Consider the following 21668-nt stretch of genomic DNA (forward strand, 5'->3'; position numbering starts at 1 on the left):
CTACAGTATTCTTCGTCAAGAGAGACATCATACTTTTCTACTTCACTAGTACATAAACACTAAGAGGAGAAAGACATATTTCATTTTCGGATATTCGATACATCCCATTCATATCTACCCTATTTTGATCGGTGATTACTTGCCAATCAACATTTGGCAACGCGACGGTACGTTCTGTCTTAAGAGGATTGAATAGAACGATGATATCATTCCACATTCCATAATTCCTAACATCTTTGAGTGTGTACCCAACAACAGGCTTTTCCAATGGTAAGAAAGACATATGCTTATTAATCAAGTCTGAGGAAGGAAAACGAAAGGCTTGATGTGATTTCCTTAGTTTGATTAATCCCTTGATAAACTCTATATGGTCTTTATTTTCATACACTCGATCCCAATCCACTTGATTAATATCATCGGGTGAACGGTAACTATTTCCATTCCCCTTTTTTGTGCGAAAAAATTCTTGCCCACAATGTAAGAAAGGAATTCCTTGAGATAAGAGGACTAATGCTGTTGCTAGTCTCTGTTGCTTCTTCCTAGTCTCTTCGGACTCCTCTTTTTCACATATAAGCAGTTTATCCCAAAAGGTATGGTTATCATGTGATTCAATGTAGTTTACCGATTGAATGGGCTCTTGAAATAAACCCTTTTCCTTCAACCCTACACTGCCTGCTAAAATCTTCTTCGTTGCCTCGAAGTATCTTTCATTTCCTAGTGCGTAGCCTTTATCGTGTATATTGAACGTGTTACCCTTTACGGTGTCTCTAAAGAAATCATTGAATTGGCCGATTCTTGGAAGTTTTTTCTGATTGCGAATGCTTGCCTTTGTTTCGATGGCGATGGGAGTATTTAAATCCCACCCCTCACCAATCATAATGGTGGAAGGGTCCAATAAATCTAGAGATTTTCGTATCTCGTTCATTGTTTCTATATCCAATATCCCCATCAAATCAAAGCGAAATCCGTCTATTCCATATTCTTTCTTCCAAAAAAGGACAGATTCTATAATAAACTTCCTCACCATTTTACGTTCAGAGGCAATATCATTTCCTACTCCCGTTCCATTGGAGGGCATTCCATTTTGATCATGTCGAAAAAAGTATCCTGGTACTATTTTTTCAAAGGAAGATTCTTCTCTAATGTATACATGATTGTATACAACATCTAAAATGACTCGAAGTCCTTCACTATGAACAGCACCTATTAACTCCTTTAATTCATTGATTCTGGAATAAGGGTTCGAGCAATTAGATGAATAACTTCCCTCCGGAGCATTAAAGTGAATGGGGTTGTATCCCCAATTATAATCCTTCTTATCTCCAAGCTCATCTACACCAGCAAAATCATTGAGTGGAAGCAGTTCGATGTGAGTTACTCCTAAATCCTTTATATAGCTTAAGCCTGTTAACTGTCCATGACTACTGTACGTATCCCTTTCAGTCACACCTAGATACAATCCCTTACCTGAAACTCCACTATTTGGGTGGATGGTTAAGTCTCTTATATGTGCTTCATAAATAATCGCGTCAGTAGGAGCATTAAATCCTGTTAGCGGTTTACCTACCACAGGGGTACGATTTAGGTCTACGATGACTCCTTTTTCCCCATTGGCTGTCACAGCAACTACGTAAGGGTCTACGGCCTCCCTCCATTGTAGATTTACGCAAACAAGATAAGTATAGTGGTATCCTTCTAAGTCTCCCTCTACGGTTGTTGTCCATACCCCTTTTTCCATGCGATTCATTTCATAATGAAGATCTTCCTCGCCAGACGTGCGATCAAGTTTCAGCTGACCTTGTGTTGCTGTAGGTGCCCAAAGAGTGAAGATGGTCCGTTCTGGTGAGTATTGGACTCCTAGAGACCCATCAAAGTAAAATTCATCATCAAACTGAGGCGTTCGAATAACTGCTCCGATTTGGAGATCTGTTTCCCCTCCATATTCATCAACTACATGATAAGTTAATCCGATTTCTGGTTCCTTATCGATATGACAAATATATTTTACCGACTCATGTAATTGCATTTTCTCCATAATAGCTAACTTCTCAGTTTTATCTCCTTGCTTGAGTGAAAACTCCTTTGATTCACCATTATGATAAGCCATAGGTAACAAAATAGTAATTATGTTGACATCATCTAAATAGGCATAAAAAAGTCTCTCAATAATAATCATGCATTTTTCAGCTCCTTCTGCCCCCTATCCTTCTTTATTCCCCTTGTGATCATTGGCAACACCTGCTGACAAGCCTGAATTTGCAAGGGTGTCTCAGCAAAATAATCACCATCAGCATGCGCCATCATCGGGGTAGAAGAATATATTAGAATTTCTCGGCCAGTTAACATTCTTACTTCTTTGAAGGCGACATGACCACCCCAAAAAACGCTCACAAACACAGAAAGCATTTTTAGCCTTGATAAACGATGTACAATAATAATATTTAACAAGCCATCATCGGTTTTGGCATTCGGAGCAATTTTCATTCCTCCACCATAGAACGGTTGATTGGCCACTGTCACAAACCAGGTGTCAGGGAATTCATGTGTAATCCCATCCACAGTAAGTTGAACATCTGTCGTCTGATAAAAAAGGATTTCCTTAATAAGCAAGTACACGTATACTAGGCCGCCAAGGGAGAGTTGATTAAGCCATTTTTTCAAAGCGGATTGATTGGCGAGCTTAGAAATTAAGCCATCAAGACCTGCTCCCATGTTATTAATGAAGTACAGATCATTCTTACTGTCGACGGCTATTCTACCAAGGTCGGTAAACTTAGGTTCGTGCTTTCTCTGCCTTAACAATACAGATAATGCATGAAGAGGATTTCTAGGTATTTGAAACCCTCTTGCAAAATCATTCCCAGAACCAGCAGGGATAAATCCAACTTTGATATTTGTCATTGAAATGACCCCATTAACTACCTCATTTAAGGTACCATCTCCTCCAACAACTGTAATCAATACCTCTCCTTCTTGCTTAGCTAAATGCCGAGCTATTTCAGCTCCGTTTCCTTTGTAAGCGGTCAAAAAACCTTCATAGGGGATTTTTTGTCTTTGTAATTCTTTTTCTACCTTGGCCCACACTTTTAGACTATATCCATTTTTAGCATTTGGATTAATAATAAAGTATAATTTCCCCATTTTTCTCATCCCATACGTGTCTAGTATTCTTTTTCTTCTTGATCACCTTTATTTAAAACATCCCATTCTAGTCGGCGCATACTTGTTGTTTGACTAAACTGAAGAAGCATTTGAGCTGCTTTAAGCTGTGCATGCTTTAGTGGAGATTTATTATTACGCATCGAGTAAAACCACTCTTCGTAGTTTCTTTTTTCAATTAGCTGCAAACCATATGGTGGAAAGGAATAATCAATATAGCCATTTCTACTTAATACTACTTTATGAATCGGTAACTCTATTTCATACAACTCAAAAATTTTCTTTACAACTTTTTCTGTTCGATTAAGCCCAATAAGGGGATTTAACACCTTTTGTTCTTGATCCTGATGACGCTTTACCCAAAACCTATCTTTCGTCCCTTGGAATACCGCGTGGTCTTCTTCCTCTAAGAAGCTTATACACCACACCTCAGTTGGTGTGATTAAAATAGTCTCTACTTCTACTGGAGCTTTTTTCAAAAGAAAGATTGGCTCGTACATCACCAGGGTTGTATCGGGAAAGCGTTGCAAAAAATATTTTAGTCTTTCATCATATACATATTTCTTACTAATATTTGATTGTTCTAACAAGGTTGTACTCGCCCATTTCATTTGAAAACGAAATAGTTGATCGAGAAATTGATGCTTAAGCTCAATCTCAGTAGCTGGATTTAATGTAAAGGAAGGGGAAAAGGAAAGACCAGAAGACTCTGGAACCTCTAGTTGATTCTCCTTCTCCTCCACTTCCTCCTTGTTTCTATCTCTTTTAAAAAGTCCCTTCATCCGATCAACCAGGGGCGGTTTATCTTCTTCTAGCCAATTATTTGATGGTGGTTGAATGCTCTCAATGACAGAATCTGACTCCCAAAGCATATAGATTTTTTCCCATTGCTGCTTTTTCAACCTTACATACCTAGTTGGATATTCGTAAATATTTTGTTCATAACGTGAAACATAATCTTGCAATTTAATTAATTGTCCCATACGGAAACTACCTTCCTATAAACAGTTGATCTATAACTTAAAAGAATGAACAACCTCGTATTTTGGCTCTTTATCAAGATGTGTCTGATACAACACGATTTCTTCCCCTTCAAACGAGATTGCATTACCATCAAAAGGATTCTTTTGATGTAACAATTGATGCGCAAACGGAGCTTCCCCCTTCCATTTTCTGGCTACTGTTACATGTGGATGAAACGGTCTCTTTTCAAGAGTAAAACCAGCTTGCTCACAAGCTTGAAACACCTTATTCCTTATTTCATAAAGACGGGTTTGTTCCACTAAACGCAGCCAAAATATCCTTGGGGATTCCTTTTTTCCAAATGTATCTAATCCTTCAAGACTTAGAGGAAAGGAGACTTCCTCCTTGAGAGCATCGGAAACATAATGTACCGACTTTTCTAACATCCCTGTTTCTGCATTTCCTAAAAAGGCTAGGGTAATATGATAATCCTCAGGATGAACCCATTTCTGAAAGCGAAAGTCCTTTTGAAGTGGGAGTAGTTTTCTATGTACATGGCTCTTTGTATCACTTGGTAATTTTACTGCATAAAAAAAATGTGTTTTTTTATCCATTATTATTTTTCAAACCTTTCAAGCTTTCTTTTATTTTAACAGACATTGGTACTTAACCGTATTTATGAACCGGATATGTTTGAATAGAATATACCTCTTAAGGTAAGATAGGATTATTCTTTATATGTTACATTTCCCACTTTTAAGTAAAAATTTCGAAACAAAAGGAAAAAATTGTAGTTAGGAGAATATTTTGATGAAGGTTGTCCAGAATATCGCTGAATTAATCGGGGAAACCCCTTTACTTAAATTAAACCGTTTGGCACCTAAAACGGGTGCTTCCGTCTATTTAAAACTTGAATTTTTTAATCCTAGTAAAAGCGTCAAGGATCGCGCTGCGTTTAACATGATTGATTCCGCTGAAAAGAACGGATTATTAAAGAAGGGTGCTACTATTATTGAGCCGACAAGTGGCAACACAGGAATTGGACTAGCAATGAATGCCGCAGCAAGAGGGTACCGTTCGATTTTAGTCATGCCAGATACTATGACAAAGGAACGAATCAATCTATTAAAGGCATACGGGGCTGAGGTTGTTTTAACACCTGGTGATGAAAAAATGCCTGGATCCATAAAAAAGGCACAGGAGCTGGCAAAAGAAATACCTAATAGTTATTTACCTATGCAATTTGAAAATGAAGCAAACCCAGATGCGCACAGACACTCTACTGCTCTAGAAATTGTTGCTGCTATGAATGAATTAGGAAAACCACTTTCGGCTTTTGTAGCTACAGCTGGAACAGGAGGAACGATAACGGGAACAGGTGAAGTGTTAAAAGAGCATTATTCACATTTACAAGTTCATGTTGTAGAACCTGCAGGCTCACCGGTACTTTCTGGGGGCGAACCTGGTAAGCATAAACTCGTAGGAACGAGTCCAGGATTTATTCCTGACATACTTAACCAAGATGTATACGACCATATTCATAAGATCACTGATGAGGATGCATACACAATCACCCGGAGATTGGCTAGTGAAGAAGGAATATTAGTTGGACCATCCTCTGGTGCCGCCTGTTTTGCTGCCATTGAAGTTGCTAAAACCCTAGGACCTGATGACATTGTCGTGTGTATTGCATGTGACACAGGGGAAAGATATCTTTCTAGTGACTTGTTCTCATAAAAATTTATTAAGAAGGCTGCCCTAGAGGACAGCCTTTTTTCGTTACAAAAGTGTTCCGCATTCCTTTTCTATTTCGTCCTTGATCAACTGCTGAAGCTTTTTCGTTACAGCCCCAGGAATTCCTGCAGAGATTTTTTTCTCCTCTACTTCTACAATTGGTGTTACCTCAACCGTAGTTCCTGACAAAAATACTTCATCTGCAAGTAAAAGTTCTTCAAGGGTGAATTCTTTTTCTTCAAAAGGGATCTGATTTTGTTCACATACTTGCTTCACTTTTTGCCTTGTGATTCCATTTAAAATCAAGTTGTTTGCTGGATGAGTGATTACTGTACCATTTTTCACAATTGATACATTGGATGAACTGCCTTCTGTTACAATCTCCCCTCGATGTTGAATGGCCTCAAAGCAACCAGCTTCGACTGCTTTTTGCTTTGCAAGAAGATTCCCTAGTAAGTTCAGACTCTTTATATCACATCGTAGCCAACGAATATCTTCAATAAATATTGTCTTTACCCCTTCTTCCATACTTCCCACTGGACGATCAACGTTTCTCGTATAAGCAACGAAAGTCGGGGTTACATTGGAAGGAAAGGCATGATTACGTGGAGATGCACCCCTAGTAAATTGCATATAAACAATTCCATTCGTCAGTTCATTTTTCTCAATAAGACGGTTTAGCTTTTCTTCCAATTCAGACGTACCGTAGGGTATTTGGATGCTTATCTTTTCCGCACTTTCCTTCAATCGATGTAAGTGCTCCTTTGCCGTAAACATTTTTCCATTATATACACGTATTACTTCATAGACACCATCGCCAAACTGGTAGCCACGATCCTCTATATCGACACTTGCAAGGGCACGCTCTACTATCTCTCCATCAACAATAACGTAATCCATTCCAACACTCCCTTTGACCTTTATTTATTTAGCTAGTTCATAAATCGCCTGAGCATATATCGCTGTAGCCTTGAATAAATCCTCTACAACCATATACTCATCCTTCTGGTGAGCCACATCCGGTCGACCAGGAAATAACGGGCCAAAGGCAACCCCTGATTTCAATGAACGTGCATAGGTTCCCCCACCAATAGCCATCAGCTCCGCCTTCTCACCCGTTTGTTCCTCATATACCTTTTTCAACGTTTGAATGAGAAAATCCTTTTCATCAACGTGATGGGGTTTCGAGTCTGATAAATTTTGAACCTCGAATCCATTTTCATGTAAAACAGGGGCCAGTTTTTTCTGAATTTGGTCAAGAGTAGCTGTGACTGGGTAACGAAGATTGATTCCTAACATTCCACCAGTTCCTTTTGTAAAGGAAAGTTTTCCAACGTTCAACGTAATATCCCCTGAAATATCGTCTGTATAAGCAATTCCCAACTGTTTTCCACGACTATCATTGTAAAAATATGTTTGAATAAAGGAGAAATACTGTTTCGCCTCACCACTTAGCTGTAATTTATTTAGAAAAGCTGCAAGTAGTATACCGGCATTTTTTCCAAGATCAGGTTCCATTCCATGCACGGATACTCCTTCTAGCTCTAAAACGAGTTCTCCTTTATCAACAAAGTATTTTCCTTTTAGCTGTTGCTCATCAAGAAAGGTTTGAAACTCTTGGATAATATGTGTTTCTTCTTGATTCGTATGTAAGGCAACCTTGGCGAAGTCAGGAACCATATTATAGCGCCTGCCTGCTTGAAACGATAGAATGGTGGTTCCACTATGATCCTCAGTTTGGCTACTCTTTTGAACAATATCAAAATCTGAGATTCCTTTTTCAGCAAATATAATCGGGAAATCTGCATCTGGTGCAAACCCAAAAGTTGGCATTTCTTCATGTTCAAAATAATGATCCACACAACGCCAGTTACTTTCTTCATCCGTTCCGATAATCATTCGCACTCTTTTGGAAAGAGGTAATTGAAGTTCTTTTACAATTTTCATCGCGTAATAAGCTGCCATGGTTGGCCCCTTATCATCAATAGCACCACGAGCATATATGTTCCCGTCACGAATTTCTGCTGCATACGGGTCACTTGCCCATCCATCACCTTCAGGAACAACGTCAACATGACAAAGAATTCCAACGCTCTCCGTTCCTTCTCCGAATTCTACATGCCCAGCAAGATTGCCAACGTTCTTGGTAGAAAATCCGTCTACCTTTCCAAGCTGAAGCATGTGGTCCAGTGCATCCTTTACCCCTTGTCCTAATGGTGCATCATCAGTAGCATTTTCTTCATCTAGCACGCTTTTGATTTGTAATAGCTTTCTGGTATCCTCTATTAATGATTCCTTTCTTTTCTCCACTTCCAAAACCCAATTTATATTAGTCACGAATAATCCTCCTAAAAATCCCAATCTACTTGACTTAAATAATATATCCCAGTGCTTGAAAAAACAACCGTAATGACAACTGCTATAAGGAACAAACTATTTACTGCTTTCCGTTTCCCTTCGTAATACCCTGGATGTTCTTTATACTTCCCAACGAGTGGATGAGAAGCAGTAATTTTTTCCCAACAGGCATCAAGATACCAACGAATGATAAATAGAAAAGCAACAAAAAATAGGCCGACTAGCCAGATCGTTGGTGATACAATCATCGCTGATATGGTTACTCCGATAAATTGAAAATACGAAAGAACATACGAGAAATTTCGTAGAAACACCTTCAAGAACAACTCGATAAATGCATGGCTCGCCGTCCTCTTTTTAAATAGTCTTTTAGAATGGCGAAACAATAACGGGTTCTTCCGAATAACAGGAGTTGTTTTTTCAATTGAAAAAGAAAATTGATAAATAAGGCCAATGTATCTTAGCCTCTCTTCTCTTTCAGTTATGAGTTCTTCATCAAAACGATTTATTCTACGAAGCTTATTAATCGATAAATACATCCCCAAAAAACCAGGAACCCAAACGATAAACCATAGAAATGTCGCATAGTTTGTAACAGCCCAAATAACTAATTGTGTGATCCAACTACCTATCACAAACACAAAAAATAAGAATAGAAGTCCTATGTATTTTTGCTTAATCCTACTCAACTGCTGTTTTCCATACATCAGTAATATCTTAAAGTGTAATAGGTAGAAAAAATACACTAAGATATTCTCTAGCTTCAGTTCAAAATGGACAATTAAAAAAGGGAGTAACACACAGAGTAACAGAAGCAAAGAGACCGTTTGAGTGATAACGGTTAAAAAATAGCTCCATATCTTCATTCGTAAAAAGAGGTGCTTATTTTTTATTAAAAATACTTTATCAGCCTCTTCTATAAATGTTCGATAATTTCCGAACCAAGTGAAAACATAACCAACCAAAAAAACGAGTTCAACAGGAATAGGTACAATCCAATTTGGAACTTCCATCCACCAGGAACGATACATACCAACACCAATCGCTATCGATGGAAGGATTATATAAAGAAGGATGGTCCAATCGGCTACACTTTTTATAACCCCATATTGAAACTTCCATTCCCTTAAGATTCTTGTAGAAAATAGCGAAAACCCATTCATTCCAATTGCCCCTCAGCGATAAAATGAAAGCAATCAAATAATGAACCAGTAGGAAGCTTACAAATCTGCCTTATTTCCTCAAGTGTACCGTATGCTGCTATTCGACCCTTGTTCACCAATAAAAAGCGGTCACAAACCTTTTCAGCTGTATCAAGTACATGCGTCGACATGAGAATTCCTGCTCCCTTAGAGCGTTCTTCCTCGATTGATGTGAGAAATAATTTCATAGCCATCGGATCTAATCCTATAAAAGGCTCATCTATAATATAGATTTGAGGATTGGTAACTAAAGCCAAAATTAACATTGCTTTTTGCTGCATCCCTTTTGAGAATGTTGCGGGTAAGGTATGTGCCACTTCAACTAGTTTATATTGTTCAAGCAACCGTTCAGCTTGTTGTTGATAGCGTGTTTGATCTAACCCCTCGACCGCTGCAATAAAATCCATATGTTCCCACAAAGTTAATTCATCATAAAAAATCGGTCTTTCTGGTAAATAGGAGTAGCGGCTGCCTTCTGGAAACTCAATCGTTCCATCCATATTTTTCATTAAACCCAAAATCGATTTAATCGTGGTGCTTTTTCCTGCACCATTTGGGCCAATAAGACCAATCAATTCTCCACTATTCAAGGAAAAGTGAATATCCTCAATAATTGAAGACCTTATTTCGTATTGTGCTTGATTTATATTAACTCTAAGTAATTCCATCATCCACCTCCTATACTTGAGTACGGTAGATTATTGGAAAAAGTTTCAAAATAATAAGAATGTATTTATTTAAAGAAAAATGCTGTCCCTTTGAACTGGACAGCATTTTTTTAAGATTACGGATTAAGGAGCTCCTGTAGTTCATCATATTCATATTCCAATGCATAATCATAGGCCGTATAGCCAGAGGCATCCTCGTAATTTGGATCTGCCCCGTATTGTAATAAGAGCTTCACCATTTCAACATTCTCATTATAGGTAGCATCTATAAGCGGAGTCGAATCGTACGTATCTACTGTATTAGGGTCCGCTCCGCTTTCTAGTAATAGAGCAGCTGCATCAAGCTGACCCGAATATACTGCCCAATGGAGAGCAGATGATCCCTCACTATCTACCTCATTCACGTCGGCACCATCATCTAAAAGAGTAGATATCGCTTCCGTATCATTTTCACTTGCGGCCTCCATTAAGGGTGTCGTGCCCTCGATTTCAAAAGCTTCCGAGAAGACATTGAACTTCTCTAATGCCTTGTAAGTCATATACACGCCGCCAGCAAATACAAGAGATAGCAATAGGGCTACGATTACTCCAATTACGATTCCTCTTTTCGGCTCTCTTAACGTCTCCACTTCTGTTTCAGAAAAGAATTTTTCCACTTCATAGATTCTTTTTGGCAAATGGGGATGTGTAGACAGCTTTTCATTTAACCAAACAAAGAAGCCTGCTTCAGATTCAATTTGTCTCATATATGACTCTTTGTTGACCTTTTTATAAAGCTCTTTCCCGATTGCTAAAATGGTCAGAGCATTTTTGGATGCTGCGAGTGAACCTGAGTAATAGGTTGCGTAACGGTCACATGTGTATTCACAAGCTCGTAAATACGCATCACCTAAAAAAGGTACCCACATGGCTGGTAATAGAAGAAAATTCACCGTTACATGCTTCCTTTTTAAATGGGCAAATTCATGTGCAAGAACAAATAGTACTTCCTCTTCTGCATCTCTTTCGATTAGTTCAAATATCTCTGAATAAAGAACCACCATATTTCTTCCGAAAAATCTTGTGGCAAATGCATTTAATGTTCCTTGAGACTCAATCACATACATTTGAGGAATCTTTTCTAGCCCCATTTGTGCGCCCATTTCTTGCGCCTTTTGAAAGAGCATGGGAAACTGTTCTTCACTTATTCGAACTCCATTTCTCCTAATACCTCCGATCATCAAACCATGGAAAAATATTGATAAAAGAACCATAATTATAATAATTCCAATACCTAGTATTGAGAAAACTAAAAATAGATAGGTTAAAATACTAAAAATTAAAACAAGTGCAAAATAGATATTCTCTTTGCGATGGACAAGCTGAGAGGGCAAATAAGTATTCATCATGTGTCATTCCTTTCAAATTATTATTGTCCTATTTTTGCAAAAATCAAATTTTATTATCATAACTGGTATGACTTTAGCCATAGAATGTAACAGCAGCAAGAAAAAGGAGGGGTATCTTAAAGAAAAGATTACCATTTTATTAAATTATTGTGTAAAAGTAGAAATTATCTGTAAATAAGAGTACAATAATCTACAAGAAAAGACATGATCATTTAGTCAGCTTTTCATCACTATGTAAAGGGGTTGTCTAGGGAAAAGAAGCTTACATACATTTGGAGAGTCATCTTCAAGAAGTCGTCCGTTGTAGCTATTTGCCAAAGGTTTGAAAAAAGGATAGGGAGTGGTTTTTTGAAACCTTCGACTAACCGGATGTTAAACCGTATCAAATCCATCTACATGTTTATTAATAACCATGGAATTGTCACGACGCAAGAGCTTGTGGAGGAATTTGGTATCACTCCTCGAACGATCCAGAGAGATCTAAATGTTTTAGCTTACAATGACCTAGTCGAAAGTCCAAGTCGTGGAAAATGGACAACAACCGAAAAAAAGGTAAAAATATCATCTTAAATGACGGTTCGCCCTTTCCTAATCGAAAGGGCGAATTCTTTTATTTCACTTCATAATTAATTAACTCTTCTAATTCTTCATCCGTTAACTCTCGATATTCCCCTAACTCTAAAGTCTCATCAAGCTTTAGAGGACCCATTGACAATCTTTTTAAGTAGACTACTCTTTTTCCTACTGCTTCAAACATTCGTTTTACTTGATGAAATTTCCCTTCCGTAATCGTTAACTCAATGTCCGATGTCATTCCCGATTTTAAAATCGTTAAATGTGCTGGCTTCGTCAGATACCCATCATCAAGTGTGACTCCCTTTTGAAAAGCTTCCCCATCGTCACTAGTGACCATTCCTTCAATAACAGCAAAGTAGGTTTTCGGCACGTGTTTCTTTGGGGATAACAAACGATGCGATAACTGTCCATCGTTTGTTATCAACAAGAGTCCTTCTGTATCCTTATCTAGTCGCCCTACTGGAAACGGCTCAAACACTTGATCTTCGTATTCAAGTAAATCGATTACAGTCTCATCGTGGTTATCCTCCGTTGCTGATATAACCCCAGGAGGTTTGTTCATCATTAAATAAACAAACTCCTTGTATTCGACCACTTCCCCATTTAACGTAACAACATCCTTGTCTGGGTCAATATGTTGCTTTGAATCTTTTATTACTTTTTCGTTCACGATGACTGCGCCGTCTTTTAATAATTTTTTTACATCTTTTCTACTTCCATAGCCTAAATTGGCTAGCATTTTATCAATACGCAATTGTTTCCCTCCCAATGGAGTCTTACCCTCTTAGTTTGACCTTCTTCATCATTCTTTCCACACGTTCGCCAAATAAAAAGTAAATAAGGCGAGTTTTGAAGCTTAAATATACATAGATTCCTGCACCAGCTGCCGCTGATAAGAGAATAATAATAATGGACTCTATTTCTGTTTTAGGTGATAAAAACATTGTTGACAAATAATATACCAAAGCTGCAACGATTAACATGAGAACATTAAATATGACAATTAGCAATCCTCTTCGAAGAACGAGTCGGAAACGATATCCTGAGAATATTTTAATAACGACAAAATTAATCCCAATCGCTACACCGTAACCTAGTGCTGTTGCATAAATGGCCCCATCTGTTTCAAACCATTTGATAAATGGAATATTTAAAGATAGCTTAACCAAAATACCAACAAGAAGACTTAAAATGGTGAACTTTTGCTGGTCAATTCCTTGTAATATCGCTGCTGTTACTGAGTAAAGAGCAAATAAGACTGCAACAGGTGCATATAACCGCAGGATTTCTGTTCCTGAAGCATTAGGTCCATAGAAAACCGTATAAGCCGGCTCAGCCAGTAATGATAATCCAAGTGCAGCCGGTAAGGTGATAAACATCAATACCTGGAAAGTTTGGTTTAGCTGCTTATTAACCGCTTTTTGGTCTTTTGCAATAAAGGCTTGAGTTATGCTAGGAACTAACGTTAACGAAAAAGCGGTTGCCAACGAGACAGGAATGATGACTAGCTTATGTGTATAAAAACTTAATTTAGCTAGTTCATGTTCAGATATACTTGCAAGCCCTATAGAATCCATTGCTCGGTTGAAGGTTAATGTATCAACCCATTGGAATAAGGGATTGGCAATACCTACGAGAACAAAAGGGATAGAGTAAACAAGGATCTCCTTGTACATATCCTTTAGTGAAACTTGAATGGTCCCCTTATCTTGTTGTAACAACTCATCAAGGTGAGGCTTTCTCTTATACCAATACCAAAAGAGGACAAATAAACTCCCCAAACCTCCAACGAAGGCCGAAAACGTAGCGATACTTATTGCTGTAACGATGTCACCGTTCATAACGTTAAGGACGATAAAAGCACCCGCTAATAGAAATACGATTCGAACAATTTGTTCTACCACTTGTGAAACAGCCGACGGTCCCATTGATTGATGCCCTTGAAAAAACCCACGAATTAAACTCATAAATGGAATAATAATAAGAGCAAAACTCACTGCTCGAATGACAGTAACAATTTCGCTTGGATTCGTTTGTTTCTCATTATCAGCGATGATAATATCTGCAACGAAAGGAGCTGTTAGATAAAGAATAAGGAATGCTGTAAATCCCGTTCCTAGCATCACTAGAATCCCTGATTTAAATAGCCTTCTACCTACCGCATATTCTTCCATAGCATTATATTTAGAAATAAACTTAGCTACAGCTAGAGGTACTCCAGCCGTTGCTAAACTAATAAATATCGTATAAGGAACATAGGAATATTGGTAAAGTACAGCTCCTGCAGGTCCTACAATTCTTGTAAATGGAATAACATAAAAAAGCCCTAATATTTTCGAAATAAAAGTACCTAAAGTTAAAATAAATGTTCCTCGAAGTAACTTAGATTGCATGTGATCCCTTCCTATGTAGAAATGCCAAAATGGTTTCAAACGCCAAATACATATTTTATCATAAAGTTTGAAAAAAACTGTGATTTTTGTGTGAACCTAATTTGAGTGTACACAACTCCTTGCTTTGATGCTACTTTTTGTGGAAAAGTTTTCTTTCTATACAAGCTGCCTTATAATGGTGAATGAAAGTTGGTGATAGATATGAATTATGACGTAATTGTCATCGGTGGAGGGCCTTCTGGGTTAATGGCTTCCATTGCTGCAGGTGAAAAAGGGGCAAAGGTGCTTTTAATTGATAAAGGAGACAAGCTTGGGCGTAAGCTTGCCATATCTGGTGGTGGTCGTTGCAATGTAACGAATCGACTTCCAGTAGATGAGATTATTAAGCATATCCCTGGTAATGGTCGATTTTTATATAGTGCTTTTTCTATATTTAGTAACGAGGATATTATTTCCTTTTTTGAAAAGCTTGGGATTCAATTAAAAGAGGAAGACCACGGGCGGATGTTTCCAGTTTCAGATAAGGCACAGTCTGTCGTTGATGCATTGATCAGAAGGATGAAAGAGCTAAAGGTTGATATGCTAACAAATTCTCCAGTAGAAACAGTCGATTATGAAAATGGTAAAGCTGTTGCTGTACGATTAAAAAACAAAGAGAAATACTCTGCCTCTGCAGTCATTTTAGCAGTCGGTGGAAAGTCTGTTCCTCATACAGGTTCAACTGGAGACGGGTATGCTTGGGCTGAAAAGGCAGGACACACAATCACTGACCTATTTCCAACGGAAGTGCCTATTACCTCGAATGAAGCTTTTATTCAATCAAAGGAGCTGCAAGGATTATCACTGCGTGGAATTGGCTTAAGTGTGTTAAATCCAAAGGGCAAACCACTCATTACTCATGAGATGGATATGATTTTTACCCACTTTGGTATTAGTGGCCCGGCAGTGCTTCGTTGCAGTCAGTATGTGGTGAAGGCAATGAAAAAGTGGGATCTAAAAGAAGTAACTATGAGTATTGATGCCCTCCCAGATAAAAAAGAGGAACCATTATTCCAAGAAATTGTTGCGATAGTGAAAGCAGATCCAAAGAAAAGTGTAAAAAACATCCTTAAAGGCTATTTACCCGAACGTTATTTATTGTTTTTATTAGAGGTTTCTGACATTGATGCAAATGAGCAGGGCGGAGTCATCTCGCATGAAAAGCTTCGTAACTTTGTAAAAGCGTGTAAACAATTCCAATTCAAGGTAAATGGAACGCTTTCCCTAGAAAAGGCCTTTGTAACAGGCGGTGGAGTGTCTGTGAAGGAGGTAGAACCGCAAACTATGGCATCCAAGTTTGTTGAAGGACTGTATTTTTGTGGAGAAATTCTAGATATCCATGGATATACAGGTGGATATAATATTACTTCTGCCCTTGTGACCGGACGTTTAGCTGGGGTGAATAGTGCTGAATATGCTTTAAGTCAAGCCTGAGGATTTTCTTCCTCAGGCTTTATATATAATCATAGCTGTAAAACAATAGATTTGCTCGTCTACGTCTTCCGGTAAAGCAGCAATATTATATTTAATATCAACCAGCTTTTGCTCATCCACTTTTTCTAGAAAACGATTCATCTTCTTTTCAAGGTCTTTTTCATGCTCCTCATCAAAAAGCTTTACTTGAATCATTGAACCTCACTCCTTTTTATTAAGGAGTATTAACAAAATTCAGACATTTTAAAAGCATGAAAAAAGCCTAGTTTCCTAGGCCTCAACTACCTTATTCTACTTTTCCATTCCACGCGAGCATGCCACCGACCATGTTCACTACATTGTAGCCGTGATCATGCAGGAAATAACATACATTTTCACTTCTGCCCCCTGAGCGACAAATGAATATGTATTCTGTATCTTGATCCAATTCGTCTAAACGCATAGGAACTTCGCCCATTTTAATATGCTTCGCACCCGGAATCATTCCAGCAGCTACCTCTTCATCTTCACGAACATCGATCAGATTTAATTTTTCCCCTTGCTCTATCTTTTCCTGTAACTCTGCAGTTGTAATTTCCTTTACCATCCATCATTACCCCTTTTATTTTTTCTTCTATCGTACACGACTTGCATAGTATATTTCAATCTTTCCAGCTTAGAAAAAGAGCTCCCTACCAACACTGGGAGCTCTTCTACCAACTTAATTCGCAACAATATTAACTAATTTTCCAGGAACAGCAATCACTTTACGTACTGTTTTTCCATCAATTTGCTCTTTAACAGTTGAATCATCCATCGCGATTTGCTCAAGTGCTTCCTTGTTTGCATCAGAAGGCACCATAAGCTTAGCTTTCACCTTACCGTTAATTTGAACAACAATTTCCACTTCATCGTCAACTAGCTTCGCTTCATCAAATGCTGGCCATGCTTCGTAAGAAACTCCTTCACTGTGACCTAATTTTGACCAAAGCTCTTCTGCGATATGTGGACAAATAGGAGCAAGCAATTTCACAAAGCCCTCCACATAATCTTTCGGAATCACTGGTGTTTTATAAGCTTCGTTAATGAATACCATTAATTGTGAAATAGCTGTATTAAAGCGCAGACCTTCAAAGTCCTCTGTCACCTTTTTCACTGTTTGGTGATAGATCTTTTCAAGACTTGAGGAATCAACAGATTGTACCTTCTCTGCTAATTCACCATTTTCATCTACCAACAAGCGCCAAATACGATCTAAGAAACGGCGCGAACCGTCTAATCCTTGTGTCGACCATGCGATAGAAGCTTCTAGAGGTCCCATGAACATTTCGTATAGACGAAGAGTGTCAGCCCCATGTGTACCAACGATTTCGTCAGGGTTTACAACATTCCCCTTTGATTTACTCATCTTTTCATTGTTTTCACCAAGAATCATTCCTTGGTTAAATAACTTCTGGAAAGGCTCCTTCGTGCTAACCACTCCGATATCATACAAGAACTTGTGCCAGAAACGTGCGTATAGTAAGTGAAGAACCGCATGCTCTGCCCCACCAATATAAATATCCACCGGAAGCCACTCTTTTAATTTTTCTGGGTCCGCTAACGCTTGATCATTCTTCGGATCAATGTAACGTAAGTAATACCAGCAGCTACCTGCCCATTGAGGCATTGTATTTGTTTCACGACGTCCCTTTTTCCCTGTTACAGGGTCGACAACATTCACCCAGTCTTCGATGTTCGCAAGTGGTGATTCACCTGTTCCAGAAGGTCGAATTTCGGTTGTCTTTGGCAACACCAATGGAAGCTCTGAATCCGGAACAGCTGTCATTGTGCCATCTTCCCAATGAATCACTGGAATTGGCTCTCCCCAATAGCGTTGACGGCTAAATAACCAATCACGTAAACGATACGTAACCTTTTTCGTGCCGATTTCTTTTTCTTCTAACCACGCAATCATACGAGAGATAGCTTCTTCCTTGTTCATTCCATTTAAGAAATCAGAATTTACGTGTTCTCCATCACCTGTGTATGCTTCCTTCGAAACATCCCCACCAGCCACTACTTCAATGATTGGTAAGTCAAATTGTTTTGCAAATTCATAATCTCTTTCATCATGACCAGGTACCGCCATAATTGCTCCCGTACCATAGCTCACTAGCACATAATCAGCGATCCAAATTGGCATTTTTGAGCCATTGACCGGATTAATCGCATAAGCACCCGTAAAGACACCGGTTTTATCTTTCGCTAAGTCCGTTCGCTCTAAATCACTTTTGCTCTTGACTTTGTCGATATACGATTGAACCGCATCACGCTGTTCAGCAGTCGTAATTTTATCAACCAATGCATGTTCAGGTGCTAAAACCGCATACGTAGCTCCGAATAATGTATCAGGTCTAGTTGTGAAAACAGTAAACTGACCGTCGTTACCTTCAATGTTAAAAGTAATCTCGGCTCCTTCAGAACGACCAATCCAGTTACGTTGCATATCTTTTAAGCTCTCTGGCCAGTCAAGCTCTTCTAAATCCTCTAATAAACGATCGGCATACGCTGTAATTTTTAGTACCCACTGCTTCATCGGACGACGTTCAACCGGATGGCCTCCACGCTCACTTTTTCCATCAATAACTTCCTCGTTTGATAAAACTGTTCCCAGTGCCGGGCACCAGTTTACCGCTACTTCGTCAATATAGGCTAGGCCTTTTTCAAACAATTTCAAGAAAATCCACTGTGTCCATTTATAATAACCAGGGTCCGTTGTGTTAACCTCACGATCCCAATCGTACGAGAATCCTAGCGCCTTAATTTGTCTTTTAAATGTGGCAATATTAAGTGCAGTAAATTCTGCGGGGTCATTTCCTGTATCCAACGCATATTGCTCAGCTGGAAGACCAAACGCGTCCCATCCCATAGGGTGTAACACATTATAGCCTTGCGCACGCTTCATACGTGATAAAATATCTGTTGCTGTATAACCTTCTGGATGGCCAACATGCAATCCCGCTCCTGAAGGATACGGAAACATATCTAACGCATAAAATTTGCGTTTACCCTTTTCTTCACTCGTTTGGAATGTCTTATTAGTATCCCAGTAGCTCTGCCACTTTTTTTCAATTTCTTGATGATTAAAACTCACCTTTAATTCCTCCTAGATATACTTGTTAAACGCAAAAAATCCCGTCCCTATAAAAAGGGACGAGAGGATATGTAGAATCTCCCGCGGTACCACCCACATTAGTGCACAAGTCACTCGCTTCATTATCCTTAACGCGGAATACGGCAAGCATTACTTTTCTTTCACACTTGCGACTCAAAGGCGAGTTCATGGACACCTGGTTGACTTTCACCATCCGTCAACTCTCTACTTTCAGGTATTTCTCACTACTACTCCTTATCATGGTCACCACATATTTAAGTATGATGCTATTGTAGTGTATTTTTTAGCTCGATGCAAGTTGTGTTTTGTAGCATATGAAGATAAGGAGTAGAGTGTGTTTATTTTTTATTGAACCGTATAGCCTGCGTCAATAACAACCGATTGACCAGTAACCCCTTTTGCCGATTCACTTGCCAGAAAAATAGCATAACTCGCAATCTCGTCAACAGCTAACAAGCGTTTCTGTGGGACGAGTGGGTAGACAACATCCTCGAGTACTCTTTCTAACTCCACCCCTCGCGTTTTGGCAAGATCTGCTAGCTGGTTACGTACCAGTGGCGTGTCTACATAACCAGGGCAGAGAGCGTTCACTGTAATCCCATAGGTCGCTGCTTCGAGGGCTGTCACTTTCGTTAGCCCAATCACCCCATGCTTCGCACTATTATAAGCGGCTTTACCAGCAAAACCAACTAACCCATTGATAGATGCCATATTAATGATTCTCCCGAAGCCTTGCCTTTTCATATGTGGCAACACATGCTTTGTTAACATAAATGGTGCCGTTAACATGACTTTTATCAAAAGCTCAAACCTTTCTGTTGGAAAATCCTCAATATATGATACATGTTGAAGTCCTGCATTATTGATTAACACATCAATTGATCCTAAATGAGAAATCACATGGTTAATGGCTGCAATAATATCTTCTTCCTTCGTTACATCGCATTTGATTCCTATTGCCTCATACCCTAGTCCTCTAATCTCCTTGGCTGAAGCGACAACCGCCTCTTCATTGACATCCGTTAATACAATCTTTGCCCCTTGCTCAGCAAACTTTCTACTAATCTCATACCCTATCCCCTGTGCTGCCCCCGTCACAAAAACAATCGATTGGTCCTTCATAAGAAACTCCTTTCTAGATTCCTACACCTAAAGAGAACAAAATAATCGCCAGAATAACACCTAGAGTAGGTACTATGACGGTTACTGCACCAACTGGATTGTATGCATCTTTATGACTTTCCCCACAAATGGCCCGAACCGTTGTGACCACATATCCGTTATGAGGAAGAGAGTCCAATGCTCCAGATGAAATGGCTACGACACGGTGGAGCGCTTCTGGATTGACTCCCATATCCATGTAATGAGGGGCTAGTAATGGCAAAGCAATCGCTTGACCACCCGAGGCAGAACCTGTCATACCAGCAATTACACTAACCGCAATCGCACCGCCAATTAGAGGGCTTCCTGGAATGCTCGTCATAAAGTCAACAGCCACTCCAAATGCTGGAACTGCCTTCGCTACCCCACCAAATCCAACAACAGCAGCTGTATTTCCTATCGCAATTAACGCTCCAAGAGTCCCTTCTGAAACAGCACTCCAGAAGTTTTTAAAATAGTTACGGTTAAGTGCATAAGTCGCGATAACACCGCCCAAAAGAGCAATAATAAGGGCCGATTGCTTTAAGGAATCATGAAAAATAAAAGAAATCACAAGAACCACGATTAATGGCAAAATACCCATCACAGGATTCGGTAGCTCTCTTTCCTCATTAACTGGGTCTCCATCCCTATCTACAAAGCGCTCCCCTTTTTCTACCGCTTTTGTAATCATGCGCTTTAGCCACCAATAACCAAAAATCATCATAAATACTGCAACTATTAAGCTAACTTCCCAGCCAGCATAAGGAGAAGTATTTAAATAATCGATCGGAATCCAGTTTTGAATTTCAGGTGAGCCAGCAGAGGTCATCGTAAAGGTAACCGAACCGAAGGCTAATGCTGCCGGTATAAAACGTCTTGGCAAGTTGGCTTGTTTAAACAGACTAAGTGCCATCGGATAGACAGAAAAAGCCACCACGAACAAACTTACTCCACCATACGTTAACACCGCACAAGCAGCAACAATGGCCAGAATAGCGTATTTCATCCCAAGTTTTTCAACAATTAATCTAGAAACCGAATCAGCTGCACCACTATCCTCCATTACTTTTCCAAAGATAGCACCTAAAAGGAACATTAAGTACCAAGATGTAACAAAGCTTGAAAAACCGGACATATAGTTACCAACAAGGTTCGCTTCCCCTTCGGCTACAAGTTGTGGAAACAAAGGCATTCCATTTAGAACAGCAACAAATAGTGCTGATAATGGCCCTGCGACAAGTAAATTCATACCTCGCATCGTTAAGAAAATTAATAAGACCAAACCCCCAATTAAACCAATCATACTTAGCATCTTATTTCCCCCTTTGTTGTTGTAAAATGCAAACGGTTACATTTTCCTTTTCCTACCTCCCTTCACTATTATTTATGCAAGGATCGTGCCAAACTGTTAATCCTAATGTGATGTGAGTTTTGTGACTATTTATTGAACATTTATTCCGAATTTCCGGACTAAT

At 39.0% G+C, this 21668-nt stretch carries 19 protein-coding genes and 1 other annotated feature; of the genes, 3 read left to right on the plus strand and 16 right to left on the minus strand.

The window, feature by feature from the left end; genetic code table 11:
- Window positions 1–37: 37 nt before the first annotated feature.
- From pulA to thpR, 4 genes are read right to left on the minus strand one after another with little or no spacing between them, the layout of a single operon-like run.
- Window positions 38–2176 (minus strand): type I pullulanase, encoded by a 2139-nt coding sequence (pulA, locus tag BKO01S_RS18080; protein ID WP_066057458.1) that lies wholly within the window; start codon window positions 2174–2176, stop codon window positions 38–40.
- Complete coding sequence (locus tag BKO01S_RS18085) at window positions 2173–3141, minus strand: diacylglycerol/lipid kinase family protein (RefSeq protein WP_066057461.1); 969 nt, start codon at window positions 3139–3141, stop codon at window positions 2173–2175. The genes pulA and BKO01S_RS18085 overlap by 4 nt, the downstream gene beginning before the upstream one ends.
- Window positions 3142–3161: 20 nt before the next feature.
- Entirely contained in the window at window positions 3162–4142 is a 981-nt protein-coding gene (locus tag BKO01S_RS18090; RefSeq protein WP_066057464.1) for an NERD domain-containing protein, read from the minus strand.
- Between the two features lie 30 nt (window positions 4143–4172).
- On the minus strand, window positions 4173–4736 hold the full coding sequence (gene thpR / locus BKO01S_RS18095; RefSeq protein ID WP_066057467.1) for an RNA 2',3'-cyclic phosphodiesterase: 564 nt from the start codon (window positions 4734–4736) through the stop codon (window positions 4173–4175).
- 196 nt (window positions 4737–4932) lie between these two features.
- Between thpR and cysK the strand changes: the two genes are divergently transcribed.
- Window positions 4933–5859 (plus strand): cysteine synthase A, encoded by a 927-nt coding sequence (gene cysK, locus BKO01S_RS18100; protein WP_066057470.1) that lies wholly within the window; start codon window positions 4933–4935, stop codon window positions 5857–5859.
- 42 nt (window positions 5860–5901) lie between these two features.
- Here the strand turns inward: cysK and dat are convergent, their stop codons facing one another.
- The 5 genes from dat to BKO01S_RS18125 form a co-directional block, all read right to left on the minus strand.
- The gene (dat, locus tag BKO01S_RS18105) at window positions 5902–6756 is read right to left on the minus strand and encodes a D-amino-acid transaminase (RefSeq protein WP_066057473.1); all 855 of its coding nucleotides are present in this window, start codon (window positions 6754–6756) and stop codon (window positions 5902–5904) included.
- 24 nt (window positions 6757–6780) lie between these two features.
- The gene (pepV, locus tag BKO01S_RS18110) at window positions 6781–8193 is read right to left on the minus strand and encodes a dipeptidase PepV (RefSeq protein ID WP_066057477.1); all 1413 of its coding nucleotides are present in this window, start codon (window positions 8191–8193) and stop codon (window positions 6781–6783) included.
- Between the two features lie 11 nt (window positions 8194–8204).
- Window positions 8205–9377, minus strand: coding sequence for an ABC transporter permease (locus tag BKO01S_RS18115; RefSeq protein WP_066057480.1), 1173 nt, complete (start codon window positions 9375–9377; stop codon window positions 8205–8207).
- On the minus strand, window positions 9374–10084 hold the full coding sequence (locus tag BKO01S_RS18120) for an ABC transporter ATP-binding protein (RefSeq protein WP_066057483.1): 711 nt from the start codon (window positions 10082–10084) through the stop codon (window positions 9374–9376). Before BKO01S_RS18120 ends, BKO01S_RS18115 begins: the two co-directional genes overlap by 4 nt.
- Before the next feature lie 116 nt (window positions 10085–10200).
- On the minus strand, window positions 10201–11469 hold the full coding sequence (locus tag BKO01S_RS18125; RefSeq protein ID WP_066057486.1) for a M48 family metallopeptidase: 1269 nt from the start codon (window positions 11467–11469) through the stop codon (window positions 10201–10203).
- Window positions 11470–11820: 351 nt separating this feature from the next.
- Here BKO01S_RS18125 and BKO01S_RS18130 point away from each other — a divergent pair, with 351 nt between their 5' ends.
- A complete protein-coding gene (locus tag BKO01S_RS18130) occupies window positions 11821–12042 on the plus strand; it encodes a DeoR family transcriptional regulator (protein ID WP_066057490.1) in 222 nt (73 codons plus the stop codon).
- A gap of 40 nt (window positions 12043–12082) precedes the next feature.
- Here the strand turns inward: BKO01S_RS18130 and BKO01S_RS18135 are convergent, their stop codons facing one another.
- Window positions 12083–12802, minus strand: a complete 720-nt coding sequence (locus BKO01S_RS18135; RefSeq protein WP_066057494.1) for a pseudouridine synthase — start codon at window positions 12800–12802, stop codon at window positions 12083–12085.
- A 22-nt stretch (window positions 12803–12824) separates the two neighbouring features.
- Window positions 12825–14441 (minus strand): putative polysaccharide biosynthesis protein, encoded by a 1617-nt coding sequence (locus BKO01S_RS18140; RefSeq protein WP_066057497.1) that lies wholly within the window; start codon window positions 14439–14441, stop codon window positions 12825–12827.
- Between the two features lie 201 nt (window positions 14442–14642).
- Between BKO01S_RS18140 and BKO01S_RS18145 the strand changes: the two genes are divergently transcribed.
- Window positions 14643–15914, plus strand: coding sequence for a BaiN/RdsA family NAD(P)/FAD-dependent oxidoreductase (locus BKO01S_RS18145; RefSeq protein WP_066057651.1), 1272 nt, complete (start codon window positions 14643–14645; stop codon window positions 15912–15914).
- A 12-nt stretch (window positions 15915–15926) separates the two neighbouring features.
- On the opposite strand, the gene BKO01S_RS18150 is transcribed toward BKO01S_RS18145, so the two are convergent.
- The 5 genes from BKO01S_RS18150 to BKO01S_RS18170 form a co-directional block, all read right to left on the minus strand.
- The gene (locus BKO01S_RS18150; RefSeq protein ID WP_066057499.1) at window positions 15927–16109 is read right to left on the minus strand and encodes a sporulation protein Cse60; all 183 of its coding nucleotides are present in this window, start codon (window positions 16107–16109) and stop codon (window positions 15927–15929) included.
- Between the two features lie 91 nt (window positions 16110–16200).
- Complete coding sequence (locus tag BKO01S_RS18155) at window positions 16201–16500, minus strand: rhodanese-like domain-containing protein (protein ID WP_066057501.1); 300 nt, start codon at window positions 16498–16500, stop codon at window positions 16201–16203.
- Between the two features lie 114 nt (window positions 16501–16614).
- Window positions 16615–19029 (minus strand): leucine--tRNA ligase, encoded by a 2415-nt coding sequence (leuS, locus tag BKO01S_RS18160; RefSeq protein WP_066057504.1) that lies wholly within the window; start codon window positions 19027–19029, stop codon window positions 16615–16617.
- Window positions 19030–19081: 52 nt separating this feature from the next.
- Window positions 19082–19300 (minus strand) — a binding site (T-box leader).
- Between the two features lie 95 nt (window positions 19301–19395).
- Window positions 19396–20172, minus strand: coding sequence for a 3-hydroxybutyrate dehydrogenase (locus tag BKO01S_RS18165; RefSeq protein ID WP_066057505.1), 777 nt, complete (start codon window positions 20170–20172; stop codon window positions 19396–19398).
- Between the two features lie 13 nt (window positions 20173–20185).
- Window positions 20186–21505 (minus strand): GntP family permease, encoded by a 1320-nt coding sequence (locus BKO01S_RS18170; RefSeq protein WP_066057508.1) that lies wholly within the window; start codon window positions 21503–21505, stop codon window positions 20186–20188.
- Window positions 21506–21668: the final 163 nt, after the last annotated feature.

Source organism: Robertmurraya korlensis NBRC 107688, from assembly GCF_001591645.1.
In the GTDB taxonomy this organism is placed as follows: Bacteria; Bacillota; Bacilli; order Bacillales; family Cytobacillaceae; genus Robertmurraya_A.

Excerpts from the sequence above, each read along its gene's own strand:
- dat (WP_066057473.1), bottom strand. The coding sequence starts at position 6,756 with ATGGATTACGTTATTGTTGATGGAGAGATAGTAGAGCGTGCCCTTGCA.
- BKO01S_RS18150 (WP_066057499.1), bottom strand. The coding sequence starts at position 16,109 with ATGATTCAAGTAAAGCTTTTTGATGAGGAGCATGAAAAAGACCTTGAA.
- BKO01S_RS18115 (WP_066057480.1), bottom strand. The coding sequence starts at position 9,377 with ATGAATGGGTTTTCGCTATTTTCTACAAGAATCTTAAGGGAATGGAAG.
- BKO01S_RS18170 (WP_066057508.1), bottom strand. The coding sequence starts at position 21,505 with ATGCTAAGTATGATTGGTTTAATTGGGGGTTTGGTCTTATTAATTTTC.
- BKO01S_RS18165 (WP_066057505.1), bottom strand. The coding sequence starts at position 20,172 with ATGAAGGACCAATCGATTGTTTTTGTGACGGGGGCAGCACAGGGGATA.
- thpR (WP_066057467.1), bottom strand. The coding sequence starts at position 4,736 with ATGGATAAAAAAACACATTTTTTTTATGCAGTAAAATTACCAAGTGAT.
- BKO01S_RS18090 (WP_066057464.1), bottom strand. The coding sequence starts at position 4,142 with ATGGGACAATTAATTAAATTGCAAGATTATGTTTCACGTTATGAACAA.
- BKO01S_RS18145 (WP_066057651.1), top strand. The coding sequence starts at position 14,643 with ATGAATTATGACGTAATTGTCATCGGTGGAGGGCCTTCTGGGTTAATG.
- cysK (WP_066057470.1), top strand. The coding sequence starts at position 4,933 with ATGAAGGTTGTCCAGAATATCGCTGAATTAATCGGGGAAACCCCTTTA.
- pulA (WP_066057458.1), bottom strand. The coding sequence starts at position 2,176 with ATGATTATTATTGAGAGACTTTTTTATGCCTATTTAGATGATGTCAAC.
- BKO01S_RS18085 (WP_066057461.1), bottom strand. The coding sequence starts at position 3,141 with ATGGGGAAATTATACTTTATTATTAATCCAAATGCTAAAAATGGATAT.
- BKO01S_RS18140 (WP_066057497.1), bottom strand. The coding sequence starts at position 14,441 with ATGCAATCTAAGTTACTTCGAGGAACATTTATTTTAACTTTAGGTACT.
- BKO01S_RS18120 (WP_066057483.1), bottom strand. The coding sequence starts at position 10,084 with ATGGAATTACTTAGAGTTAATATAAATCAAGCACAATACGAAATAAGG.
- BKO01S_RS18125 (WP_066057486.1), bottom strand. The coding sequence starts at position 11,469 with ATGAATACTTATTTGCCCTCTCAGCTTGTCCATCGCAAAGAGAATATC.
- BKO01S_RS18155 (WP_066057501.1), bottom strand. The coding sequence starts at position 16,500 with ATGGTAAAGGAAATTACAACTGCAGAGTTACAGGAAAAGATAGAGCAA.